Here is an 18,698-nt window from a genome sequence, read left to right as displayed (position 1 = left end):
GCGCGATCTTCCAGTATCCCGGCACCCACGGCCATGTGCGCGACTTCACATCGGAAATCGCAGCACTGCATGAGCACAAAGCCATCGCCATTGTCGCCGCCGACATCCTGTCGCTGGCCCTGCTGAAATCCCCTGGTGAGATGGGCGCGGATATCGCCATCGGCTCGACCCAGCGCTTTGGTGTGCCGATGGGCTATGGTGGCCCGCACGCGGCTTATATGGCGACCACCGACAAGCTGAAGCGCTCGATGCCGGGCCGGATCATCGGTGTGTCGATCGACAGCCGCGGCAACAAGGCCTACCGCTTGTCGCTGCAAACCCGCGAACAGCATATCCGGCGTGAGAAGGCGAACTCGAATGTCTGCACCGCGCAGGCGCTGCTGGCGGTGATTGCCTCGATGTATGCGGTCTATCATGGCCCTGATGGCATCAAGGCCATCGCGCAATCGGTACACCGCAAGACCTCGCGCCTGGCCGCTGGTCTGGAAGAGGCGGGCTTTGCCGTTGAACCCGAGGTGTTCTTCGACACCATCACCGTTGAGGTCGGTCCCCTGCAGACAACAGTGATGGAGGCCGCCGTGGCCCGGGGCGTCAACCTGCGCAAGGTCGGCGAGACCAAGGTCGGCATCAGCCTGGACGAACAGACCCGGCCCGAGACCATCGAGGCCGTCTGGGGCGCCTTCGGCATCGACCGTCAGGATGACAGCGCAAATGTCGATTACCGTCTGCCCGATTACGCCCTGCGCGAAAGCGCATACCTGACCCACCCGATCTTCCACCAGAACCGGGCCGAGGCCGAGATCACGCGCTATATGCGCCGTCTGGCCGACCGCGATCTGGCGCTGGACCGGGCGATGATCCCGCTGGGGTCCTGCACCATGAAGCTGAACGCCACGATCGAGATGATCCCGGTCACCTGGCCCGAGTTCGGCAATCTGCACCCGTTCTGCCCCGAAGATCAGGCGCAGGGCTATCACGAGATGATCGCCGATCTGAACGACAAGCTGTGCCAGATCACCGGCTATGACGCGATCAGCCAGCAGCCCAACTCGGGCGCGCAGGGGGAATATGCGGGTCTCTTGACCATCCGCAACTATCACTTCGCCCGTGGCGAAGGACAGCGCAATGTCTGCCTGATCCCGACCTCGGCCCATGGCACCAACCCGGCCTCGGCCCAGATGGTGGGCTGGCAGGTTGTGCCTGTGCAGGCGGATGAGAACGGCAATATCGACCTGAATGACTTCCGCGCCAAGGCGGAAAAGCACTCCGATCATCTGGCCGCCTGCATGATCACCTATCCGTCCACCCATGGCGTCTTTGAGACCACCGTGCAGGAGGTCTGCCAGATCACCCATGATCATGGCGGTCAGGTCTATATCGACGGGGCCAACATGAACGCCATGGTGGGCCTGTCGCGCCCTGGTGACATTGGCGGTGACGTCAGCCACCTGAACTTGCACAAGACCTTCTGCATCCCGCATGGCGGCGGTGGCCCCGGCATGGGCCCGATCGGCGTCAAGGCGCATCTGACCGAGCATCTACCCGGCCACCCGGAATATGGCACCGCCGTGGGTCCGGTCTCGGCCGCGCCCTTTGGGTCTCCGTCCATTCTGCCGGTCTCATGGGCCTATGTGCTGCTGATGGGCGGCGCGGGTCTGACGCAAGCGACCAAAGTGGCGATCCTGAACGCCAACTACATCGCCGCGCGGCTCAAGGATGCTTATCCCATCCTCTACACCTCCGAGACCGGTCGTGTGGCGCATGAATGCATCCTCGACACCCGTCCGCTGGACGCCGAGGCGCATGTCACCGTGGATGACATCGCCAAGCGCCTGGTCGATTCAGGCTTCCACGCGCCGACGATGAGCTGGCCGGTGGCCGGCACCCTGATGGTGGAACCCACGGAATCGGAACCCATGGCCGAACTGGACCGTTTCTGCGACGCCATGCTGTCGATCCGTTCGGAAGCGCAGGACATCATCGACGGCAAGATCGATGCGGACAACAATCCGCTGAAAAACGCCCCACACACGGTGCGCGATCTGGTCGGCGACTGGGATCGGCCTTACACCCGCGAACAGGCCTGCTTCCCTCCAGGCTCGATGGGTGTCGACAAATACTGGTCCCCCGTCAACCGCGTCGACAACGCATACGGCGACCGAAACCTCATCTGCACATGCCCACCCATGACCGAATACCAAGACGCCGCAGAGTAACTCCCCCCAAGGGGGGCACTTTACGGCTTGAAATCTTTGGGCACACCAAAAGGCGGTGTGTCCACGTTCGTGCCTGTTAGGGCGTTCAGGAACGCAATGAGTGCGTTGATTTCCGTGTCGGTAAGAACCACCGGGGAAATGTCGATTGTGTTGCGCACCCGCTGCATTTCGAACCGGTCTTGCCAGACGACAAAATCCGCTTTTTGCAGCCACGGGACCGCGGGCAGGGCCGCCGAATCCGGTGTCCAATTCGAAAGGCTGGCCTGCGGGTTCAAATGGTGGCGGATCATCGTGTCCAGATCGGGGAAGGCCCCGTTATGGCCATAGGGCGCGGTCAGCGCGACGTTACGCAGCATGGGGGTGCGGAAGCGATAGGCGTCCTCGATCCGATTGCTTTCGCCCATGCGGCCCACGTCGCGGGCGTATGGGTCCCATTGGCGAGTTCGTCCAGGGCCAAAGGGAGGCAGGCCCAAAGCGTGAAATTGCTGATCCGTCATGAAAGGGCCGGAATGGCAGCTCGCGCAATTGGCCTTGCCATAGAACAGGCTCATACCGTCTTTCTGAGCGTCCGTGAGCGCCGTGGCATCACCCGCCAGGTACTGATCAAACGGGCTGTCGGTGCTGCGCCATTCGATGGCCATGAACGCGGCCAGAGCATTTGCAATCTGTGTGATCGTGATGTCTTCGGTATTTTCGACTTCGTCGAATGCCTTAATCATAGCCGGTCCGTAACGCGGATTGGTGCGGACGCGTTTGGCCAGAATGGGCCAGCCCAGATCGATCCGGTCGGCCACCGCTCCGGTCACCTGATTTTCGCCGACATTCCCAGCCATCTCGAATTGCGACGTCAAGGGAAACAGCGCCTGCGCGGCGAGTAATGAATTCAACCCTTCGGGCAACCATTCCTGCGCGGGTGAATTGAAGCCGTTGCCATAGACATCCGATATGCTCAGGCGACCATCGTGAAACACTGTGTGGATGTCCTTAGCGCCGAGGTTCCAAAGCCCCGGCGAATTACGCGGAATACGTTTGCGGATTCTATCGATCCCAGTGCCGGGTGTGCGATCGGGGCCCAGACCCTCACCACCTTCGCCAATGCCTAAAGATAGCCCATCCGAGGTGCCGAAATCCGGGTGATGGCAATGGGCGCAAGAGATGTTCTGGTTGCCCGACAGAATCGGATCATAAAACAGTTGATGACCAATAGCGGCCTGTTCCATATCAAAGGGGATGAAATCAGCATCCGTCAGCGGACGCGGCAAATCTTGTGCCGCTGCAGCCCCGGCCAGAAGGAAAGCAGCCCCGTGCGTCAGTTTGTATATGCCCTTTGCCTGTGCGCGTCCCCGGCGTTGGCCGAACTGGAACAGGCGCGCGACATGATGGAGGCTGGGGAGTTTGAGGCCGCGCGTGAGGAGCTGTTGCCAGCGGCTCGGTCGGGCAATGCCGAGGCCGAGGAATTGATCGGCGTGATGTACGGGTTGGGGCTGGGTGTCGAACAAGACTATGAACGCGCGTTCGAATGGTATCTGCGCGCCTCGATGAAGGGGCATCCGGGGGCGCAATCGGGTGTTGGCTGGTATTATGAGCTTGGTCTGGGCATGCCCGCGCCCGATCTGGTGCGGGCCTATATGTGGTACACGCTCAGCGCCATTGGCGGCGACCCCGACGCGGCGATCAGCCTTGAGGAAGTGGTCAAGAAAATGTCGCCGGAGCAAATCGAAAAGGCGCATGTTCTGGTGAATGACTACAAGGGTTGGATGTACCCGTTTCGGTGAGGGCCGGGCCTTCTGGGCCCGACCCATTGTCTTAGTTCAGGTCAGCGTCGCGTGAGGCATTTACGTCGGCCTCAGCCGCTGTAACTGCATCGGTCAGCGCAACAAAGATCTCATCACCGCGGGTAACGTTGGACTGGAACCAGTCATAAACCGGAGTAGCGGCTTCTTTGAACGCGGCCTTCTGATCAGGTGTCAGAACATAGAGGTCACCGCCACCGGCGACGAAGTCTTCATAGGCTTGAATCGACTTGCGCTTGGGCGAGGCAAAAGTGGCCTGTTGCAACGCATAGAAACCGTCAACGACGACGCGGCGCATGTCCTCGGGCATCTCCTGGAACTTCGCATTGTTCATCCACCAAAGCGCGCCCATATAGGCGTGGCCGTCCAGCGTGACATATTGCAGGCCCGCATCCGGGAATTTCATGCCCATGATGTCTGTGATGCCATTTTTGGAACCCTCAACAACGCCAGTCTGGAAGCTGGTGAACAGTTCAGGCCACGGGATCGGGGTGGGCGATGCACCCAGTGCCTTGACCAGTTCCTGCGGCAGGTCGGCGACCACGGTGCGGATTTTCAGACCGTCCATATCGGCAGGTTCAGCGATGCGCCGTTGCGTGTTCGCAAAGTTGCGCCAGCCGCCGGTGTTGCCGATGGTCATCAGACGGATCGCGCCGCCGGAATCCTCCAGCGCCATGTCACGCATGGTACGGGTGAAGTCGCCGGACAGGACATGTTCCGCAATGCGGTCATCGGCCATCAAATACGGCAGGTCCAGAACCTGCACGTAAGGAAAGATGCCGGACGCGCCGCCCGAAGTTGAGATGTAGATATCAATGGTGCCATCAGCCACACCTTGCAGGCATTCCGCACCGTTCGAACATAGCTGCGTGCCAATGAACAGTTCCACCTCGATGGCGCCGTTTGACGCGGCCTCGACATAGTTCTTGAAGACGATCAGACCGTCATAGTCCTCATCGTTTTCGTTCGAGTTGGCCGTGGCGCGCAACGTGTAATCGGCTGCGGTTGCCGCTATGGCAGATGCCGCCACCAGTGACGTGGCCACCGCTGCGGTTTTGATGAAGTTTCTGAGCATGCGTTTCCTCCCTATGGATCTCAGTTAGTTTGCAAATCCCGTTATCCTCGGGATCGTCATGGATATTGCGGGGATATAGGTGATCAGAAAGATCACGATGATTTCAACGGCCAGGAACGGCAGAATGGCCTTGGCGATGGTCTCGACCTTCTCGCGCGATACGGCAGCGGCCACGAACAACACCAGCCCCATGGGCGGCGTGGCCAGGCCAACCGTCAGATTGACGCTCATGATGATAGCGAAATGGATCGGATCGACCCCAAGGCTGGTGAAGATGGGGCCAAGGATTGGGCCGAGGATGATGATCGCCGGTCCCGCATCCAAGAACATGCCGACGACAAACAGAAGTAGGTTGATCAGGAACAGCAGGATCAGCGGATTCTCCGACAGGCTGAGGATCAGCGAAGCCAATTGTTCCGGCGCGTGGCTGAGGCTGACAACGGTTTTGAACGCCATCGCGGCACCAACCAGCAGCAGCACAACGGCCGAGGTCAGACCGGCATTGCTGAGAATCTCGGGCACCTCTTTCAACGTTAGTGTGCGCAGGACAAAAAAGCCGATGATGAAGGCATATCCTACAGCCACGGCGGCGGCCTCGGTCGGTGTGAAGATACCGCCCAGAATTCCGCCCAGAATGATCACCGGAGTCAGCAGCGGGAAAAACGCTTTGAGGCTGGCCTGGCGCCGTTCACCCCAGGTGTATTTGCGGCTGGCGACGGGGAAGTCATACTTGTCGGCCATGAATTTGATCATCAGCATCAGGCCGACGCCGACCATCACGCCCGGCACAATACCAGCCAGGAACAGTGCCGCGACGCTTTCGCCCATGACATAGGCGTAGATGATCATGATGCCCGAGGGCGGGATGATCGGGCCGATCACAGAACTCGCCGCTGTAATTGCTGCGGCGAATTTGCGGGTGTAGCCCTGTTTTTCCATCGCCGGGATCAGCATCGACCCAAGGGCCGAGGTATCAGCCACCGCCGACCCCGAGAGGCCTGCGAAGAGGATCGAACTCAGCACGTTCACATGTGCCAGACCGCCGCGCAGGTGGCCCATCAGCGCCTGGCTGAACTCGACCAAGCGGATGGTAATGCCGCCGCGGTTCATCAACTCTCCGGCCAGCATAAAGAAGGGGATCGCCATCAGCGGAAAGCTGTCCATGCCATTGTAGACATTGCGATACAACAGCGTGATGTCGTTTGTTTGGCCGTTTAGCCAAAGCAGGATGCCAGGTGCGGCCAGCAAGGCGAAGAAGACCGGCAGGCCGATGATGAGGAAAACCAGGAAAGTGGGCAGGAACCAGATCAGCATTTATTCAGCCCCCGCTGGCGCATCAGGAATTTCAGGCAACAGATGTCCGCCACCCATGAGGGTCACGACTGAACGCAGGACCAGCTCGATATTTACAGAAATCAGCAGGATGATCCCCACCAGCAGTGAGGCCATCATCCAGCTGCGCGGGATGCGATACCATTCGTCGAACCCGAGGGAGGTGGGCAGGTACAAAGCAGCAGTTGCGAATTTGCCGCCAAATCCGGTGACCTCGGACCATCCGATATTAACGGCGACCAGCAACACCGCCAGTGAGACCACCAGCAGGAACAGGGTCAGCACCTGCCCGACAACGCGCGGCAGCATCAATGGCACCATGTCGATGGCTACAAAGCCACCGCGCCGAAAGGCGGTGGGGGCCATCAGGCCGGTCATCCACAACATACAGAATCGCGCGGCTTCATCCGGCCAGGGCAGAGCATTGCCCAGCACGTATCGAAAGAACACCTGAATCAGGATCGCGATCACCATCAATGCAATCGCAACGACGCCAACCGCGCGGCCCAGGCGCAGCGCGGTTTCGTTCACGAATGCAATCGGCGCAAGCACCGATGCCAGTCCGCCCATGCGGATCCTCCCTTGTGCAGCCGCAGGTTTCTCCTGCGGTCGTCAGATCGCGCTTAGTGTTGCGCGAATTGGCCGAGTTTCCCGGCATAGAAGGTCAGCGCGTCTCCATCGCTCATGCTGGCCTTCAGGACTTTGCCCACCACGATCACATGATCGCCCGCATCGTGATAGGCATGTTGTTCGCATTCAAACCGCGCCAGGCAATCCGACAGCAGCGGCGTACCATTCTCGCAGCGCTCATGTTCGATCTCACGCAGGGCGTGGGCGTCTTTGGAGCACCCAAAGCACAGCTCTGCCTGTTCGGACGATAGCACATGTACGGTGAAATGGCGGGCTTTGTGAAAATAGGGAAAACGCCGCGAGTTGCGATCGCCTGCCCACATGATCAGCGGTGGGTCCAGCGATAGTGACGAAAAGCTATTGGCGGTGATGCACACCGGGCCATCGGTGCTGTTGCAGGTTACGATAGTGACGCCTGTGGCAAACCGCCCAAACGCATCGCGCAGGGTGCGGGTGTCGTCCTTATGTGGAACGAAGGTGTGGGTCATGTCCTTTGAGATTGCATTCATCATGGTACCTCATGCCCCAATGCCACCTCATAGAGGCGATACCAGCTTTCACGATCCAGTTTGACTTTCAGAGCGTCCGAGATGGTTTTGATGCGGTTCAGGTTATTTGTGCCCATAACCGGCAGGATGTTCGCGGGGTGAGCCAACAGGAACGCCACCGCGACAGCGGCGCGATCCACGCCAGACTCGGCTGCGATTTCGTCCGCGACAACGCCCACCGGCGGGTTTCCGGCCATCAAAAGGCCGCCCCCTAGCGGTGACCATGCCATGATTGGTTGCCCATGCTGCTGGTGAAAGGCCAGATCGCCATTCGTGAAAGGGCTGATCTCACCGAGGGAAATTTCGATCTGGTTAGTGACCAGCTGCGTCTTCATCGCTGATTGCAGCAGCGACCAGTCCCAGGGGCGGAAGTTCGACACCCCAACCGCGCCAACCTTGCCGCCGGCAACAACTTCATCTAGCGCGGCGCCGGTCTCATAGTGGTCCATGAACGGGTCGGGGCGGTGGATCAGCAGCAGGTCGATATGGTCAATCGCCATCTCCGACAAAGACGTATCGACGGACTTCAGGATATGGTCGCGCGAGGTGTCGTAGTATTTGACCTTGGCGTCCGAATACCGGCCCATCGGCGCCACGATGTCACATTTGGTGACGATTTCCATCTGTTTGCGCAGGCTGGGATTGGCGCGCAAGGCATTGCCCAGAACAGCCTCAGCAGCGTAGCCGCCATAGATGTCAGCCTGATCAAAGGTGGTGATGCCCTGATCCAGACAAGATTGAATCTTAGCCTCGACATGACCCACGGACGTATCGCTGTCATCGCCCAGCCGCCACATGCCATAGACAAGGCGGCTCATTTCCAGCGTGTCGGATAGTTTCACACGTTGCATCAGCGACGAACTCCATTGCCCAGCGGGGTCGCCGGGGATGTTGCAGGCACGCGCCCATAGGCTTCGGGCAGCGAGCAGGTTTTCAGGTTGGGCATCACGCGGGCGCCAAAATGCTTGGCCTCATCCATGTGTGGATAACCTGAGAAGATGAAAGCGCGGATACCCATCTTCTGGTATTCTTCGATCTTGCTCATCACCTGATCGGTCGAGCCCACCAGAGCCGCGCCACAGCCGGAACGTGCCCGGCCCACGCCCGTCCACAGACCCGGCTCGACATAGCCGTATTCATCCGCCAGATCGCGGTTCTTGGCCTGATGCGCCACGCCCAGCGAGGTGGAATCCAGCGCCCGTTCACGGATCGCGCGGCCATATTCATCATCAAGTCTCGAAACGATGTAATCCGCGTATTCCTGCGCCTCGGCCTCGGTATCGCGCACAATCATGTGGACGCGCAGGCCGTAATCCAACGTGCGGTTGTAATTCTCGGCCACGGCGTGAACGGCCTTCATACGCTCGGCTAGCTGGTCCTTGGTTTCGGGCCACATCAGGTAGACATCGCAATGCTCACCGCAAAGGTCCAGAGCGGACGGAGAGTAGCCACCGAAATACAGAAGCGGACCGCCGGTCTGGTACGGTTTTGCCGGGTCAGTAGTCAGCCCTGAGAAATTGTAGACTTCGCCCGCATGATTGATCTCATCCTGCGTCCAGGCCTGTTTCAAAATCTCAACCACCTCGCGCGAGCGTTGATAGCGGAAGGCACTATCGGCTTTTTCACCTGGGAAATCAGATGAGATGATGTTGACCGTCAGCCGCCCCTTCAGCATGTGATCCAGCGTCGCAATGGTACGGGCCAGCATGATGGGCTGCATCTCGCCACAACGCACGGCGGCCAGCAGGTTGATCTTTTCGGTGATCGGGGCGCAGCCGGCGACGAAACTCAGCGTGTCCTGACCGACCTGATAGGACGAGGGGCATAGGATGTTGCGGAACCCCTGCGCTTCGGCCTCTTTGACGATGCCGGAACAATGATCCCAGCTCGAACGTAGATTGCCGTCAGGTACGCCAAGAAACTGGTAGTCATCCGAGCAAAGTGCTGCAAACCAGGAAACCTCGGCCGCATCCAGATCGGGGGATGTGATGGGGACGATGGTCATTTGATTCACACTCCGTACATCTTTGACTTTCCTCTTGCGTAGCAAGCACATTGATGTAGATCAATAGTGTATCAATTTTTCCTGCGACCCAGTGAAGCGCGCGCAAGTGACCACGACCAACCGAAACCCCAATGCCTTGCCGATCTATGTTCAGATCGCAGAGCTGCTGATCCGCGAAATCGCGGCAGGTCGCATGATTGATGGCGAGCGTTTGCCACCGGAACGGGACATGGCGGCCGAGCTCAAAGTTTCGGTCGGGACGTTGCGAAAATCGCTGGCTGAGCTTGAGAAAAAAGGGATGTTGGAGCGCATTCAGGGCTCGGGCAATTACGTGCGCGAGACCGGAACGCAGAACAGTGTCTATGCGATGTTCCGGCTCGAGCTGCCAGACGGGGGCGGTTTGCCTCGCGCCGATATCCTGTCGGTTGATCAGGTCGACAAGCCTGTCGATCTGCCGGAATTCGGAACCTCGCAGCGCGGCTCGCGCGTGCGCCGGATGCGCTATCTGAATGACACAATCATCGCGGTCGAGGAGATCTGGCTGGACGAATCAGCCGGTCGGATCGATCGAAGCCTGCTGTCAGACTCGCTCTATCGTTATTATCAGCACCAGCTTGGGTTCTGGATCACGCGGGCGGAAGACAGGGTTTCGGTCGGGAAACTGCCCGGCTGGACGCCCGAAACCTTCACCAAACCTGCCGGGGAAACGGTAGGGTATATCGAGCGGTTCAGCTGGTCGGAAAAGGCGGAACCCGTCGAGTTTTCAAAAACATGGTTCGATCCAGATCGAGCCACTTATGTCCAACGTCTGAAGTAAAAGGAAAACGCATGACCCGGACCATCCACTACGGGCTGATCGGATGCGGCATGATGGGGCAGGAGCACCTGCACAACATAGCGCTGTTGGACGGCGCGCGCGTTGCCGCGATCTATGAACCCGACCCGGATATGGCCCAAGCGGCGCAAACCATTGCGCGCGATGCGGCCATTGTGGCGTCTGTGCAAGAGCTGTTGGCGGTCGAGAATTTGGATTGCGTTGTCATTGCCAGCCCGAACCATCTGCATGTGGACCAGATCTGTGAGATTGCAGAAACGCGCCCTCTGCCATTGCTGGTCGAGAAACCCTTATTTACCAACCCGGCGGATGCCGCGCGGCTTGAGCAGGTGCAGCGGGACTACCCCCATCCGATCTGGGTGGCGATGGAGTATCGCTATATGCCGCCCATCGCCGCCTTGATTGATCAGGCGGGTGTGACGGGCGGGGTTCAGATGCTGACGATCCGAGAGCATCGTTTTCCGTTTCTGGGCAAGGTTGGCAACTGGAACCGGTTCAACCGCAACACGGGCGGAACGTTTGTCGAAAAATGCTGCCACTTCTTTGATCTGATGCGCCTGATCACCGGCTCTGACCCGGTGCGGATCACCGCGAGCGGCGGTCAGGCTGTGAACCATCTTGACGAAGACTACGGCGGAGAGACGCCTGACATTCTGGATCACGGCTATGTGCTGGTCGATTTCGCCAACGGGGCGAGGGCGATGTTGGAACTTTGCATGTTCGCCGAAGGATCGCGGTATCAGGAAGAGGTCTCTGCCGTCGGTCCTAAGGCCAAGATCGAGGCGCTGGTGCCCGGCCCAGGTCGGTTCTGGCCCGATCATTTGGGCGAGCCGCCGGTGCCACAGTTGATTGTCAGTCCGCGTGATCCGAAAGGACCTGTGTCAAAAGACATCCCGGTTGACCCCAAGTTGCTGGCGGCTGGGGACCACAATGGCTCGACCTTCTATCAACATCAGGGATTTTTGGAACTTGTGCGCGGTCAACGTGCAGTTCCGGATGTCTCTCTGCAGGACGGGTTATGGGCGGTTCGCATGGGGCTGGCGGCACAGCAGGCGCAGGCAACTGGAGAGACAGTTCGTTTTGACCCGTGATGCCGATAGGAAACCTGTGTTCCCGATAAACGCGATTTCCAGTGTCGTTTTTGACATCGGAAAGGTCTTTTCTGCTTGCTGAGAGGTTTTTGAGGCAATAGCTCTGCCCGTGGGACACCCCTCCCCAACGAGGGGCGTGTATCTGGAAGGGTAATACAGATGACTATCGAACAACCGGCGGCGCGGCCGGCTAATCCGCGTTTTTCCTCGGGCCCCTGTGCCAAACCCCCTACATTTGAGCTGTCCAAACTGGCCGATGCCGCGCTGGGTCGTTCGCACCGCGCTGCTGTTGGCAAGGACAAGCTGAAAGCGGCCATCGAAGGCACGCGTGAGATTCTGGGCATTCCGGCAAACTACAAGATCGGCATCGTTCCCGCCTCGGACACCGGCGCGGTTGAGATGGCGCTTTGGTCGCTGCTGGGTGAACGCAAGGTCGAGATGCTGGCCTGGGAAAGCTTTGGTGCCGGTTGGGTAACTGACGTGGTCAAGCAGTTGAAGATCGACGCTGAGGTCAAGACTGCAGAATATGGGCAGATCGTTGATCTGACTTCGGTCGATTTCGCCAATGACGTGGTGTTTACATGGAACGGCACAACCTCTGGCGTGCGCGTTCCCAATGGCGATTGGATCGCCGATGACCGTCAGGGCCTGACAATCTGTGATGCAACCTCGGCAGCGTTTGCGATGGACCTGCCGTGGGACAAGCTGGATGTGACCACCTTCAGCTGGCAAAAAGTGCTGGGCGGCGAAGCGGCCCACGGGATGCTGATCCTAAGCCCGCGCGCAGTCGAGCGGCTGGAAAGCTACACCCCGGCCTGGCCGCTGCCGAAGATTTTCCGCCTGACCAAGGGCGGCAAGTTGATCGACGGGATTTTCACCGGCGCGACCATCAACACGCCCTCGATGCTGGCGGTTGAGGATTACCTGTTCGCGCTGGACTGGGCGCGCTCGGTTGGCGGGTTGCAGGGGTTGATCGCCCGGGCCGATGCCAATGCTGGTGCGCTGCATGCGTTTTGCGACCAGAATGGCTGGATTGCCAACCTGGCCGAGGATGCGGCGATGCGTTCGAACACATCCGTGTGCTTGAAGTTCACCGATGCCCGCATTCGAGACGGTGCAGCATTCGCGAAAGCCGTGGCCAAACGGCTTGAGGCCGAGAACATCGCATTGGACATCGGAGCTTATCGCGATGCCCCTGCGGGCTTGCGTATCTGGTGCGGCGGTACGGTCGATACTTCGAACATCGAAGCGATGCTGCCTTGGCTGGCATGGGCTTTTGAGGCCGAGATTGCGGCGCAGTCTGAGGCTGCCTGACTTTTCACCGGGCCGTCCAAGGCCCGGACCTTCCATACAATTCAAGGACCAGAGAACATGGCCCCCAAAGTACTCGTATCTGACAAGCTCAGCGAAACCGCCGTGCAGATTTTCCGCGATCGCGGTATCGATGTGGATTTCATGCCCGATCTGGGCAAGGACAAAGACAAACTGGCCGAGGTGATCGGTCAGTATGACGGTCTTGCTATTCGTTCGGCCACCAAGGTCACACCGACCATTCTGGAGAAGGCCGACAAGCTGAAAGTGATCGGTCGTGCCGGGATTGGTACCGATAATATCGATAAGGATGCGGCCTCGAAAAAGGGCGTGATCGTCATGAACACGCCGTTCGGCAACATGATCACTACGGCAGAGCACGCGATTGCGATGATGTTTGCCGTAGCGCGGCAAATCCCCGAGGCCAGCACCTCGACCCACGCGGGCAAATGGGAAAAGTCCAAGTTCATGGGGATCGAGCTGACCAACAAGACCCTTGGCGTGATCGGGGCGGGCAATATCGGCGGTATCGTCTGCGAGCGTGCGCTTGGTCTGAAGATGAAGGTTGTGGCCTATGACCCCTATCTGGGCGAAGAGAAAGCCGCGCAGATGGGTGTGGAGAAGGTCGAGCTGGACGAGCTGCTGGCGCGTGCTGACTTCATCACTCTGCACGTGCCGCTGACCGACCAGACGCGCAATATCCTCAGCCGTGAGAATCTCGCTAAGACCAAGAAGGGTGTGCGCATCATCAACTGTGCCCGCGGCGGTCTGGTCGACGAAGACGCGCTGGCTGAGGCGCTGCAATCCGGTCATGTTGCAGGGGCGGCCTTTGACGTGTTCAGCGAGGAACCGGCCAAGGAAAACGCCCTGTTCAACCTGCCCAACGTGGTCTGCACGCCTCACCTTGGCGCGGCAACGACCGAGGCGCAGGAAAACGTGGCCCTGCAGGTGGCCGAGCAGATCTCGAATTACCTGCTGACCGGTGCTGTGGAAAACGCGCTGAACATGCCCAGCGTTACGGCTGAAGAGGCCAAGGTCATGGGCCCGTGGATCAAGCTGGCCGGACATCTGGGCAGCTTCATCGGCCAGATGACCGATGAACCGATCAAGGCGATCAACATCCTCTATGACGGTGTGGCGGCTGAGATGAACCTGGCTGCGCTGAATTGCTCGGTCGTTGCCGGGATCATGAAGAAGTTCAACCCCGAGGTGAATATGGTCTCGGCCCCCGTTGTGGCCCGCGAGCGGGGTATCCAGATTTCGACCACCAATCAGGACAAATCCGGTGCGTTTGAGGGTTACATCAAAGTGACCGTGGTGACCGAAAAACGCGAGCGTTCCATCGGCGGCACTGTATTCAGCGACGGCAAGCCGCGGTTCATCCAGATTAAGGGCATCAATATCGATGCCGAAATCGGGGCGCATATGCTCTACACCACCAACGAGGACGTGCCGGGCATCATTGGTGCGCTGGGCCAGACCATGGGCGCGAACGACGTGAACATCGCGAACTTTACCCTAGGCCGGTCCGAGGCGGGTGGGGAGGCCATCGCGCTGCTTTATGTCGACGAACCGGTTCCGGCTGAGGCGCGCGCCAAGCTGGCCGAGACGGGTCTGTTCACTCAGATCAAACCGCTGGAATTTGACGTCGCCTAGCGTGTGTTGAGTTTCTGAGACATCCTTTGCCCGCGCCGCCCAAGGCGCGGGTGTTTTCTTTAACAGGCTCTCAATTATAGAGAGCTCGCAGGGTATTCGTTTATACAAGGGTTTTCTATGACTTCCCCGATCTACGCCATTGGTGACATTCACGGGCAGTTGGGCATGTTGCAGTTAGCACTTTCCCGCATTGAGGCAGATGGCGGGCCTGATGCAAGGGTTGTGTTCCTCGGTGACTATGTCGATCGCGGCCCTGACAGCAAAGCTGTGCTCGACCTATTGATCGACGGACAACGCGCGGGTCGGAACTGGATCATGGTCAAGGGAAACCACGACCGCATGTTTGCCCGTTTCGTGCAGGATTGCGAGATCGCAGACAAACATCTGCCGATCACGCTCAGTTGGTTGCACCCGCGTTTAGGCGGACGAGAAACGTTGGCCTCCTACGGTGTTGAAGTCGTCGATAATGACCGCATCTTTCAGGTCAATGAACGTGCTCGCGTGGCGGTCCCGCCCGCGCATATTGATTTCATCAATACCTTGCCGCTGTACCATCAGGAAGGTGAACTGCTGTTCGTCCACGCAGGCATCCGCCCAGGCATTTCACTCGAACAACAATCCGAGGATGATTTGGTCTGGATACGGCGAGAATTTCTGATGGAAACCGAACCTCACCCTTGGCTGGTCGTACATGGTCATACACCGGTTGATGCAGCCGAGCATTGCGGCAACCGGATCAATCTGGATGCAGGTGCGGGTTATGGCCGGTCTCTAGCCGTTGCGGTGTTCGAAGGTCGTCAGTGTTGGCTACTGACTCAAAACGGACGCGTACCTCTGAAACCTATCTTTGGCTGAACCGATCCCTGAATTGCTCGCGCAAGGCGTTTTTCTGCACCTTGCCCATCGTATTGCGCGGCAGGGTGTCCATCAGGATCAGCTCGCGCGGGTGTTTGAACCGGGCGAGGTCGTTCTGAACCGAGGCCATGATTGCGGTCAGGTCCGGCGACTGGCCGGGCAAAGGCACGATGATGCCCAAAACCGTCTCGCCGAAATCCGGGTGCGGTACGCCGATCACAGCGCTTTCCAGCACGCCGGGCTGGTCGTCCAGCAGCAACTCGATTTCCTTGGGGTAGATGTTGAACCCGCCCGAGATGATCAGGTCTTTGCCGCGCCCGACGATGTGGACATAGCCATCCTCATCCACCCGACCCAGATCGCCGGTGATGAAGAAGCCATTCTCGCGCAATTCGGCTGCGGTTTTTTCAGGCATCTGCCAGTAGCCGCTGAACACGTTCGGGCCGCGCACCTCGATCATGCCGATCTCGCCTTGCGGCAGGCTCTCGCCGCTGTCCGGATCGGTCACTTTCAACTCGACCTCCGGTAGGGGAAACCCGACCGTCCCCGCGCGGCGTTCGCCGTCATAAGGGTTCGAGGTGTTCATATTGGTCTCGGTCATGCCATAGCGTTCCAGAATGCGATGACCTGTGAGGGCCTCGAACTGCTCATGGGTTTCCGCCAGAAGAGGGGCTGAGCCCGAGATGAACAGCCTCATATGGCTGGTCAGATCGCCATTGAATCGATCATCGCCCAGCAAGCGGGTATAGAACGTCGGCACGCCCATCATCGATGTCGCCTGCGGCATCAGGCGCAGCATCTCATCCAAATCAAATTTCGGCAGAAAAATCATTGACCCACCTGAGGAGAGGATCACATTTGTTGCCACAAACAACCCGTGGGTGTGGAAGATCGGCAGCGCGTGCAACAGCACATCGTCGCGGGTGAACTGCCACTCCCGCACCAGCGTTTCTGCATTGGACAGTAGGTTCGCCTGTGTCAGCATGGCCCCCTTGGACCGCCCCGTGGTGCCCGAGGTGTAAAGGAATGCGGCCAGATCATCCTCAGCCCGGTTCACTGTCTCGAAATGGGTTGGCATGGTCTGTGCGTTTCGCATCAGACTGCTGCCGCCATCCCCGTTCAGTGTTTCCACCTTGGCATTCTGAGCGTGTGCGATAGCGGTCAGCTCGGCTTGATTGACCATATCGCAGACCACCAAAGACGCGCCGCTGTTTTCGATGAAATAGGTGAGTTCCGCCGTTTTATATGCGGTGTTCAGCGGCAGGAAGATCAGCCCGGCCTGCGCGCAGGCGGCATAGAGCGCCAGCATCTGCGGTGACTTTTCAACCTGGACCGCAACCCTGTCACCCGGTTTCAGCCCAAGTGCCGTCAGCGCATTGGCGATTTGTGCGGCCATGTTCAGGAATCCGGCATGTGTGATGGTGTGGCCATCGGGCAGGTGCAGAAACGGCGTTTCTTTCCCCGCATGGATGCCGAACAAACGATCATAAAGCGGGTTGGTCATTGTTTAGTCCCTTCGGTGCGCTGCGCCCTGAACCTGACCGGGAAATCCAAGGCGGACAAGACCCGAATCCCAGATATTTCCAGGGCGAAGGCCCATCCAACTCTGGCGAAAATGCTGCACCTGCGATATGCGCAAGGCAGTTTGCCGGAGACCTGAGATGTTTGTTGCCACTTTGCTGACCAACCCCGCTGCGCCTGCGCTGGATACTGCCCTGGTCGAGTCTTTGCGAAACGCGTGGGGCGGCGAAGATATTGTCTGGCTCAGCCCCGATGAAGCGGCTGAATTTGGTCTTCCAGCCCGCCCCGACAATCAATGGGAAGTCTGGGCTGACTTGCAGGCCATGGGCGTGGATCTTGTCGTACAGCCTGTGGCTGGGCGGCGCAAAAAGATGCTGCTGGCCGACATGGACAGTACCATGATCCAACAAGAATGCATTGATGAGCTGGCGGACGAGGCCGGGGTCGGCGAGCGTGTCAAAGACATCACTGCGCGGGCGATGAATGGTGAACTGGATTTCGAAGGCGCCCTGATTGAACGGGTTGGCCTGCTGAAAGGTCTGGACGAGGCGGTGATTGATCAGGTGTTGAACACTAGGATCACCTTGATGCCCGGTGGGCGCGCCCTGGTGGCAACCATGCGTGAAAATGGTGGATATGCCGCGCTGGTCTCGGGCGGGTTTACGGCCTTTACCGCGCGTGTGGCCGAGTTGATCGGGTTTGACGAAAACCGGGCCAACACGCTTCTGGCCGCGGATGGCAAACTGACAGGAGAGGTTCAGCGTCCGATACTTGGGCGCGAGGCCAAGGTTGAATCGCTGGAGCGGATCACTGCGCATTTGGGCATCGCGGAATCGGATGTTCTTGCCGTGGGTGATGGGGCGAATGATCTGGGCATGTTGCATCGCGCCGGAACAGGTGTGGCGCTCCACGCCAAACCCTCGGTCGCAGCAGAGTGCGAGGTGCGGATCAATCATGGGGATCTGACGGCGCTGCTGTACCTGCAGGGCTATTCGCGCGCAGAGTTTGCCGATTCGTAGAACTGAGCTTTCTTTTATTTAACAGATATGTTAAATAGTGGTCATGAACACGCTTCTGACCGCCTTTTCCGCTTTATCCGACGCCACGCGGTTTTCGATTGTCGAGCAGTTGATGGCCGATGGGGAATTGCCTGCCGGTGATCTGATCGACGGCAAAGGCATGTCGGGTGCCGCAATCTCACGCCATCTGAAAGTTCTGCGCGAGGCAGGGCTGATTCAGCAGCGGGTGCAGGGCACGCAGCGTCTGTATTCGGTGAGACCCGAAGGCCTGCGAGCGATTGCGGATTGGACAATCTCGAAACGGCAGTTCTGGGAGAACAGCCTGGATCGTTTGGGCGACATTTTGGAAAGGGAAACCTCATGGCCGACCTGAAACTCGAACGGGAGTTTCCCGTTGACCCCGAAACTCTGTTCGCGTGGGTCTCGGACGGGGCGAAGCTGTTGCAGTGGTGGGGCCCCGAGGGAATGCATGTTCCCGAGCACAATCTGGATTTCTCGCGTACCGGGCCCTGGTATTCGGTGATGCAGAATGCCGAGGGTCAGCAATACAAGGTCTCGGGCCATGTTACCCATGTCGATCCCCCAAACTCGGTCGGGTTCACCTGGGGCTGGCATGACGATCAGGATCAGCGCGGGGCCGAAAGCCATGTGACCTTCTCCGTCACCGCCTCTGGTACCGGATCACGGCTGGTTCTGGATCACCGCGAACTGGCTGATGCCGAGGCCGCCGCAAACCATACCAAAGGCTGGACATCGTCGCTGCGCAAACTTGAGGCGCAGTGCAAATAGGGTTTCATCAGGGAGGAGCGAT

At 59.0% G+C, this 18,698-nt stretch carries 18 protein-coding genes; 10 read left to right on the top strand and 8 right to left on the bottom strand.

Annotated features, from left to right (window positions below):
• The coding region (gene gcvP / locus ACR0DH_RS16795; protein ID WP_480550579.1) for an aminomethyl-transferring glycine dehydrogenase at positions 1-2,216 on the top strand (2,216 nt) is incomplete at its 5' end.
• A 20-nt stretch (positions 2,217-2,236) separates the two neighbouring features.
• On the opposite strand, the gene ACR0DH_RS16790 is transcribed toward gcvP, so the two are convergent.
• Positions 2,237-3,478, bottom strand: coding sequence for a cytochrome-c peroxidase (locus ACR0DH_RS16790; RefSeq protein WP_480550580.1), 1,242 nt, complete (start codon positions 3,476-3,478; stop codon positions 2,237-2,239).
• Positions 3,479-3,520: 42 nt separating this feature from the next.
• Between ACR0DH_RS16790 and ACR0DH_RS16785 the strand changes: the two genes are divergently transcribed.
• A complete protein-coding gene (locus tag ACR0DH_RS16785) occupies positions 3,521-3,991 on the top strand; it encodes a tetratricopeptide repeat protein (RefSeq protein WP_480550582.1) in 471 nt (156 codons plus the stop codon).
• A 31-nt stretch (positions 3,992-4,022) separates the two neighbouring features.
• On the opposite strand, the gene ACR0DH_RS16780 is transcribed toward ACR0DH_RS16785, so the two are convergent.
• The 6 genes from ACR0DH_RS16780 to ACR0DH_RS16755 are packed head-to-tail and all read right to left on the bottom strand — an operon-like array spanning position 4,023 to position 9,599.
• The gene (locus ACR0DH_RS16780) at positions 4,023-5,084 is read right to left on the bottom strand and encodes a TRAP transporter substrate-binding protein (protein WP_480543264.1); all 1,062 of its coding nucleotides are present in this window, start codon (positions 5,082-5,084) and stop codon (positions 4,023-4,025) included.
• A 24-nt stretch (positions 5,085-5,108) separates the two neighbouring features.
• Positions 5,109-6,398, bottom strand: coding sequence for a TRAP transporter large permease (locus ACR0DH_RS16775; RefSeq protein WP_170533636.1), 1,290 nt, complete (start codon positions 6,396-6,398; stop codon positions 5,109-5,111).
• Positions 6,399-6,986 (bottom strand): TRAP transporter small permease, encoded by a 588-nt coding sequence (locus ACR0DH_RS16770; protein ID WP_480543262.1) that lies wholly within the window; start codon positions 6,984-6,986, stop codon positions 6,399-6,401. It lies immediately after the preceding gene.
• A gap of 53 nt (positions 6,987-7,039) precedes the next feature.
• Entirely contained in the window at positions 7,040-7,555 is a 516-nt protein-coding gene (locus ACR0DH_RS16765; protein ID WP_480550856.1) for a flavin reductase family protein, read from the bottom strand.
• Positions 7,555-8,445 carry an aldo/keto reductase gene (locus tag ACR0DH_RS16760; RefSeq protein WP_480550584.1) on the bottom strand — a complete coding sequence of 297 codons (891 nt, stop codon included), beginning with the start codon at positions 8,443-8,445 and terminating at the stop codon, positions 7,555-7,557. Before ACR0DH_RS16760 ends, ACR0DH_RS16765 begins: the two co-directional genes overlap by 1 nt.
• Positions 8,445-9,599 carry an LLM class flavin-dependent oxidoreductase gene (locus ACR0DH_RS16755; protein ID WP_480550586.1) on the bottom strand — a complete coding sequence of 385 codons (1,155 nt, stop codon included), beginning with the start codon at positions 9,597-9,599 and terminating at the stop codon, positions 8,445-8,447. The genes ACR0DH_RS16760 and ACR0DH_RS16755 overlap by 1 nt, the downstream gene beginning before the upstream one ends.
• A 106-nt stretch (positions 9,600-9,705) precedes the next feature.
• Between ACR0DH_RS16755 and ACR0DH_RS16750 the strand changes: the two genes are divergently transcribed.
• From ACR0DH_RS16750 to ACR0DH_RS16730, 5 genes are all read left to right on the top strand, one after another.
• Complete coding sequence (locus ACR0DH_RS16750) at positions 9,706-10,416, top strand: GntR family transcriptional regulator (protein WP_480550588.1); 711 nt, start codon at positions 9,706-9,708, stop codon at positions 10,414-10,416.
• Between the two features lie 11 nt (positions 10,417-10,427).
• Positions 10,428-11,525, top strand: a complete 1,098-nt coding sequence (locus tag ACR0DH_RS16745; RefSeq protein WP_480550590.1) for a Gfo/Idh/MocA family protein — start codon at positions 10,428-10,430, stop codon at positions 11,523-11,525.
• Positions 11,526-11,684: 159 nt separating this feature from the next.
• Positions 11,685-12,839 carry a phosphoserine transaminase gene (locus ACR0DH_RS16740; RefSeq protein ID WP_480550592.1) on the top strand — a complete coding sequence of 385 codons (1,155 nt, stop codon included), beginning with the start codon at positions 11,685-11,687 and terminating at the stop codon, positions 12,837-12,839.
• A gap of 57 nt (positions 12,840-12,896) precedes the next feature.
• Positions 12,897-14,492, top strand: coding sequence for a phosphoglycerate dehydrogenase (gene serA / locus ACR0DH_RS16735; protein ID WP_480550594.1), 1,596 nt, complete (start codon positions 12,897-12,899; stop codon positions 14,490-14,492).
• Between the two features lie 117 nt (positions 14,493-14,609).
• A complete protein-coding gene (locus ACR0DH_RS16730) occupies positions 14,610-15,347 on the top strand; it encodes a metallophosphoesterase family protein (protein WP_480543248.1) in 738 nt (245 codons plus the stop codon).
• On the opposite strand, the gene ACR0DH_RS16725 is transcribed toward ACR0DH_RS16730, so the two are convergent.
• Positions 15,334-16,851 carry a malonate--CoA ligase gene (locus ACR0DH_RS16725; protein ID WP_480550596.1) on the bottom strand — a complete coding sequence of 506 codons (1,518 nt, stop codon included), beginning with the start codon at positions 16,849-16,851 and terminating at the stop codon, positions 15,334-15,336. The genes ACR0DH_RS16730 and ACR0DH_RS16725 overlap by 14 nt on opposite strands.
• A gap of 157 nt (positions 16,852-17,008) precedes the next feature.
• Here ACR0DH_RS16725 and serB point away from each other — a divergent pair, with 157 nt between their 5' ends.
• Genes serB through ACR0DH_RS16710 form a run of 3 tightly spaced genes read left to right on the top strand, consistent with a single transcriptional unit; the run spans position 17,009 to position 18,676 of the window.
• Entirely contained in the window at positions 17,009-17,887 is an 879-nt protein-coding gene (gene serB, locus ACR0DH_RS16720; RefSeq protein ID WP_480550598.1) for a phosphoserine phosphatase SerB, read from the top strand.
• Positions 17,888-17,930: 43 nt separating this feature from the next.
• A complete protein-coding gene (locus ACR0DH_RS16715; protein WP_480543242.1) occupies positions 17,931-18,260 on the top strand; it encodes an ArsR/SmtB family transcription factor in 330 nt (109 codons plus the stop codon).
• Positions 18,248-18,676 carry an SRPBCC family protein gene (locus ACR0DH_RS16710; protein ID WP_480543240.1) on the top strand — a complete coding sequence of 143 codons (429 nt, stop codon included), beginning with the start codon at positions 18,248-18,250 and terminating at the stop codon, positions 18,674-18,676. Before ACR0DH_RS16715 ends, ACR0DH_RS16710 begins: the two co-directional genes overlap by 13 nt.
• Positions 18,677-18,698 lie beyond the last annotated feature (22 nt).

This window comes from Ruegeria sp. I1 (assembly GCF_056532675.1).
This window is presented reverse-complemented; position numbering and strand designations above follow the sequence as displayed.

Coding starts and splice junctions, on each gene's coding strand:
- ACR0DH_RS16755 (WP_480550586.1), bottom strand. CDS start 9,599: ATGACCATCGTCCCCATCACATCCCCCGATCTGGATGCGGCCGAGGTT.
- ACR0DH_RS16765 (WP_480550856.1), bottom strand. CDS start 7,555: ATGAATGCAATCTCAAAGGACATGACCCACACCTTCGTTCCACATAAG.
- serA (WP_480550594.1), top strand. CDS start 12,897: ATGGCCCCCAAAGTACTCGTATCTGACAAGCTCAGCGAAACCGCCGTG.
- ACR0DH_RS16760 (WP_480550584.1), bottom strand. CDS start 8,445: ATGCAACGTGTGAAACTATCCGACACGCTGGAAATGAGCCGCCTTGTC.
- ACR0DH_RS16715 (WP_480543242.1), top strand. CDS start 17,931: ATGAACACGCTTCTGACCGCCTTTTCCGCTTTATCCGACGCCACGCGG.
- ACR0DH_RS16770 (WP_480543262.1), bottom strand. CDS start 6,986: ATGGGCGGACTGGCATCGGTGCTTGCGCCGATTGCATTCGTGAACGAA.
- ACR0DH_RS16730 (WP_480543248.1), top strand. CDS start 14,610: ATGACTTCCCCGATCTACGCCATTGGTGACATTCACGGGCAGTTGGGC.
- ACR0DH_RS16710 (WP_480543240.1), top strand. CDS start 18,248: ATGGCCGACCTGAAACTCGAACGGGAGTTTCCCGTTGACCCCGAAACT.
- ACR0DH_RS16725 (WP_480550596.1), bottom strand. CDS start 16,851: ATGACCAACCCGCTTTATGATCGTTTGTTCGGCATCCATGCGGGGAAA.
- ACR0DH_RS16775 (WP_170533636.1), bottom strand. CDS start 6,398: ATGCTGATCTGGTTCCTGCCCACTTTCCTGGTTTTCCTCATCATCGGC.
- ACR0DH_RS16745 (WP_480550590.1), top strand. CDS start 10,428: ATGACCCGGACCATCCACTACGGGCTGATCGGATGCGGCATGATGGGG.
- ACR0DH_RS16740 (WP_480550592.1), top strand. CDS start 11,685: ATGACTATCGAACAACCGGCGGCGCGGCCGGCTAATCCGCGTTTTTCC.
- serB (WP_480550598.1), top strand. CDS start 17,009: ATGTTTGTTGCCACTTTGCTGACCAACCCCGCTGCGCCTGCGCTGGAT.
- ACR0DH_RS16780 (WP_480543264.1), bottom strand. CDS start 5,084: ATGCTCAGAAACTTCATCAAAACCGCAGCGGTGGCCACGTCACTGGTG.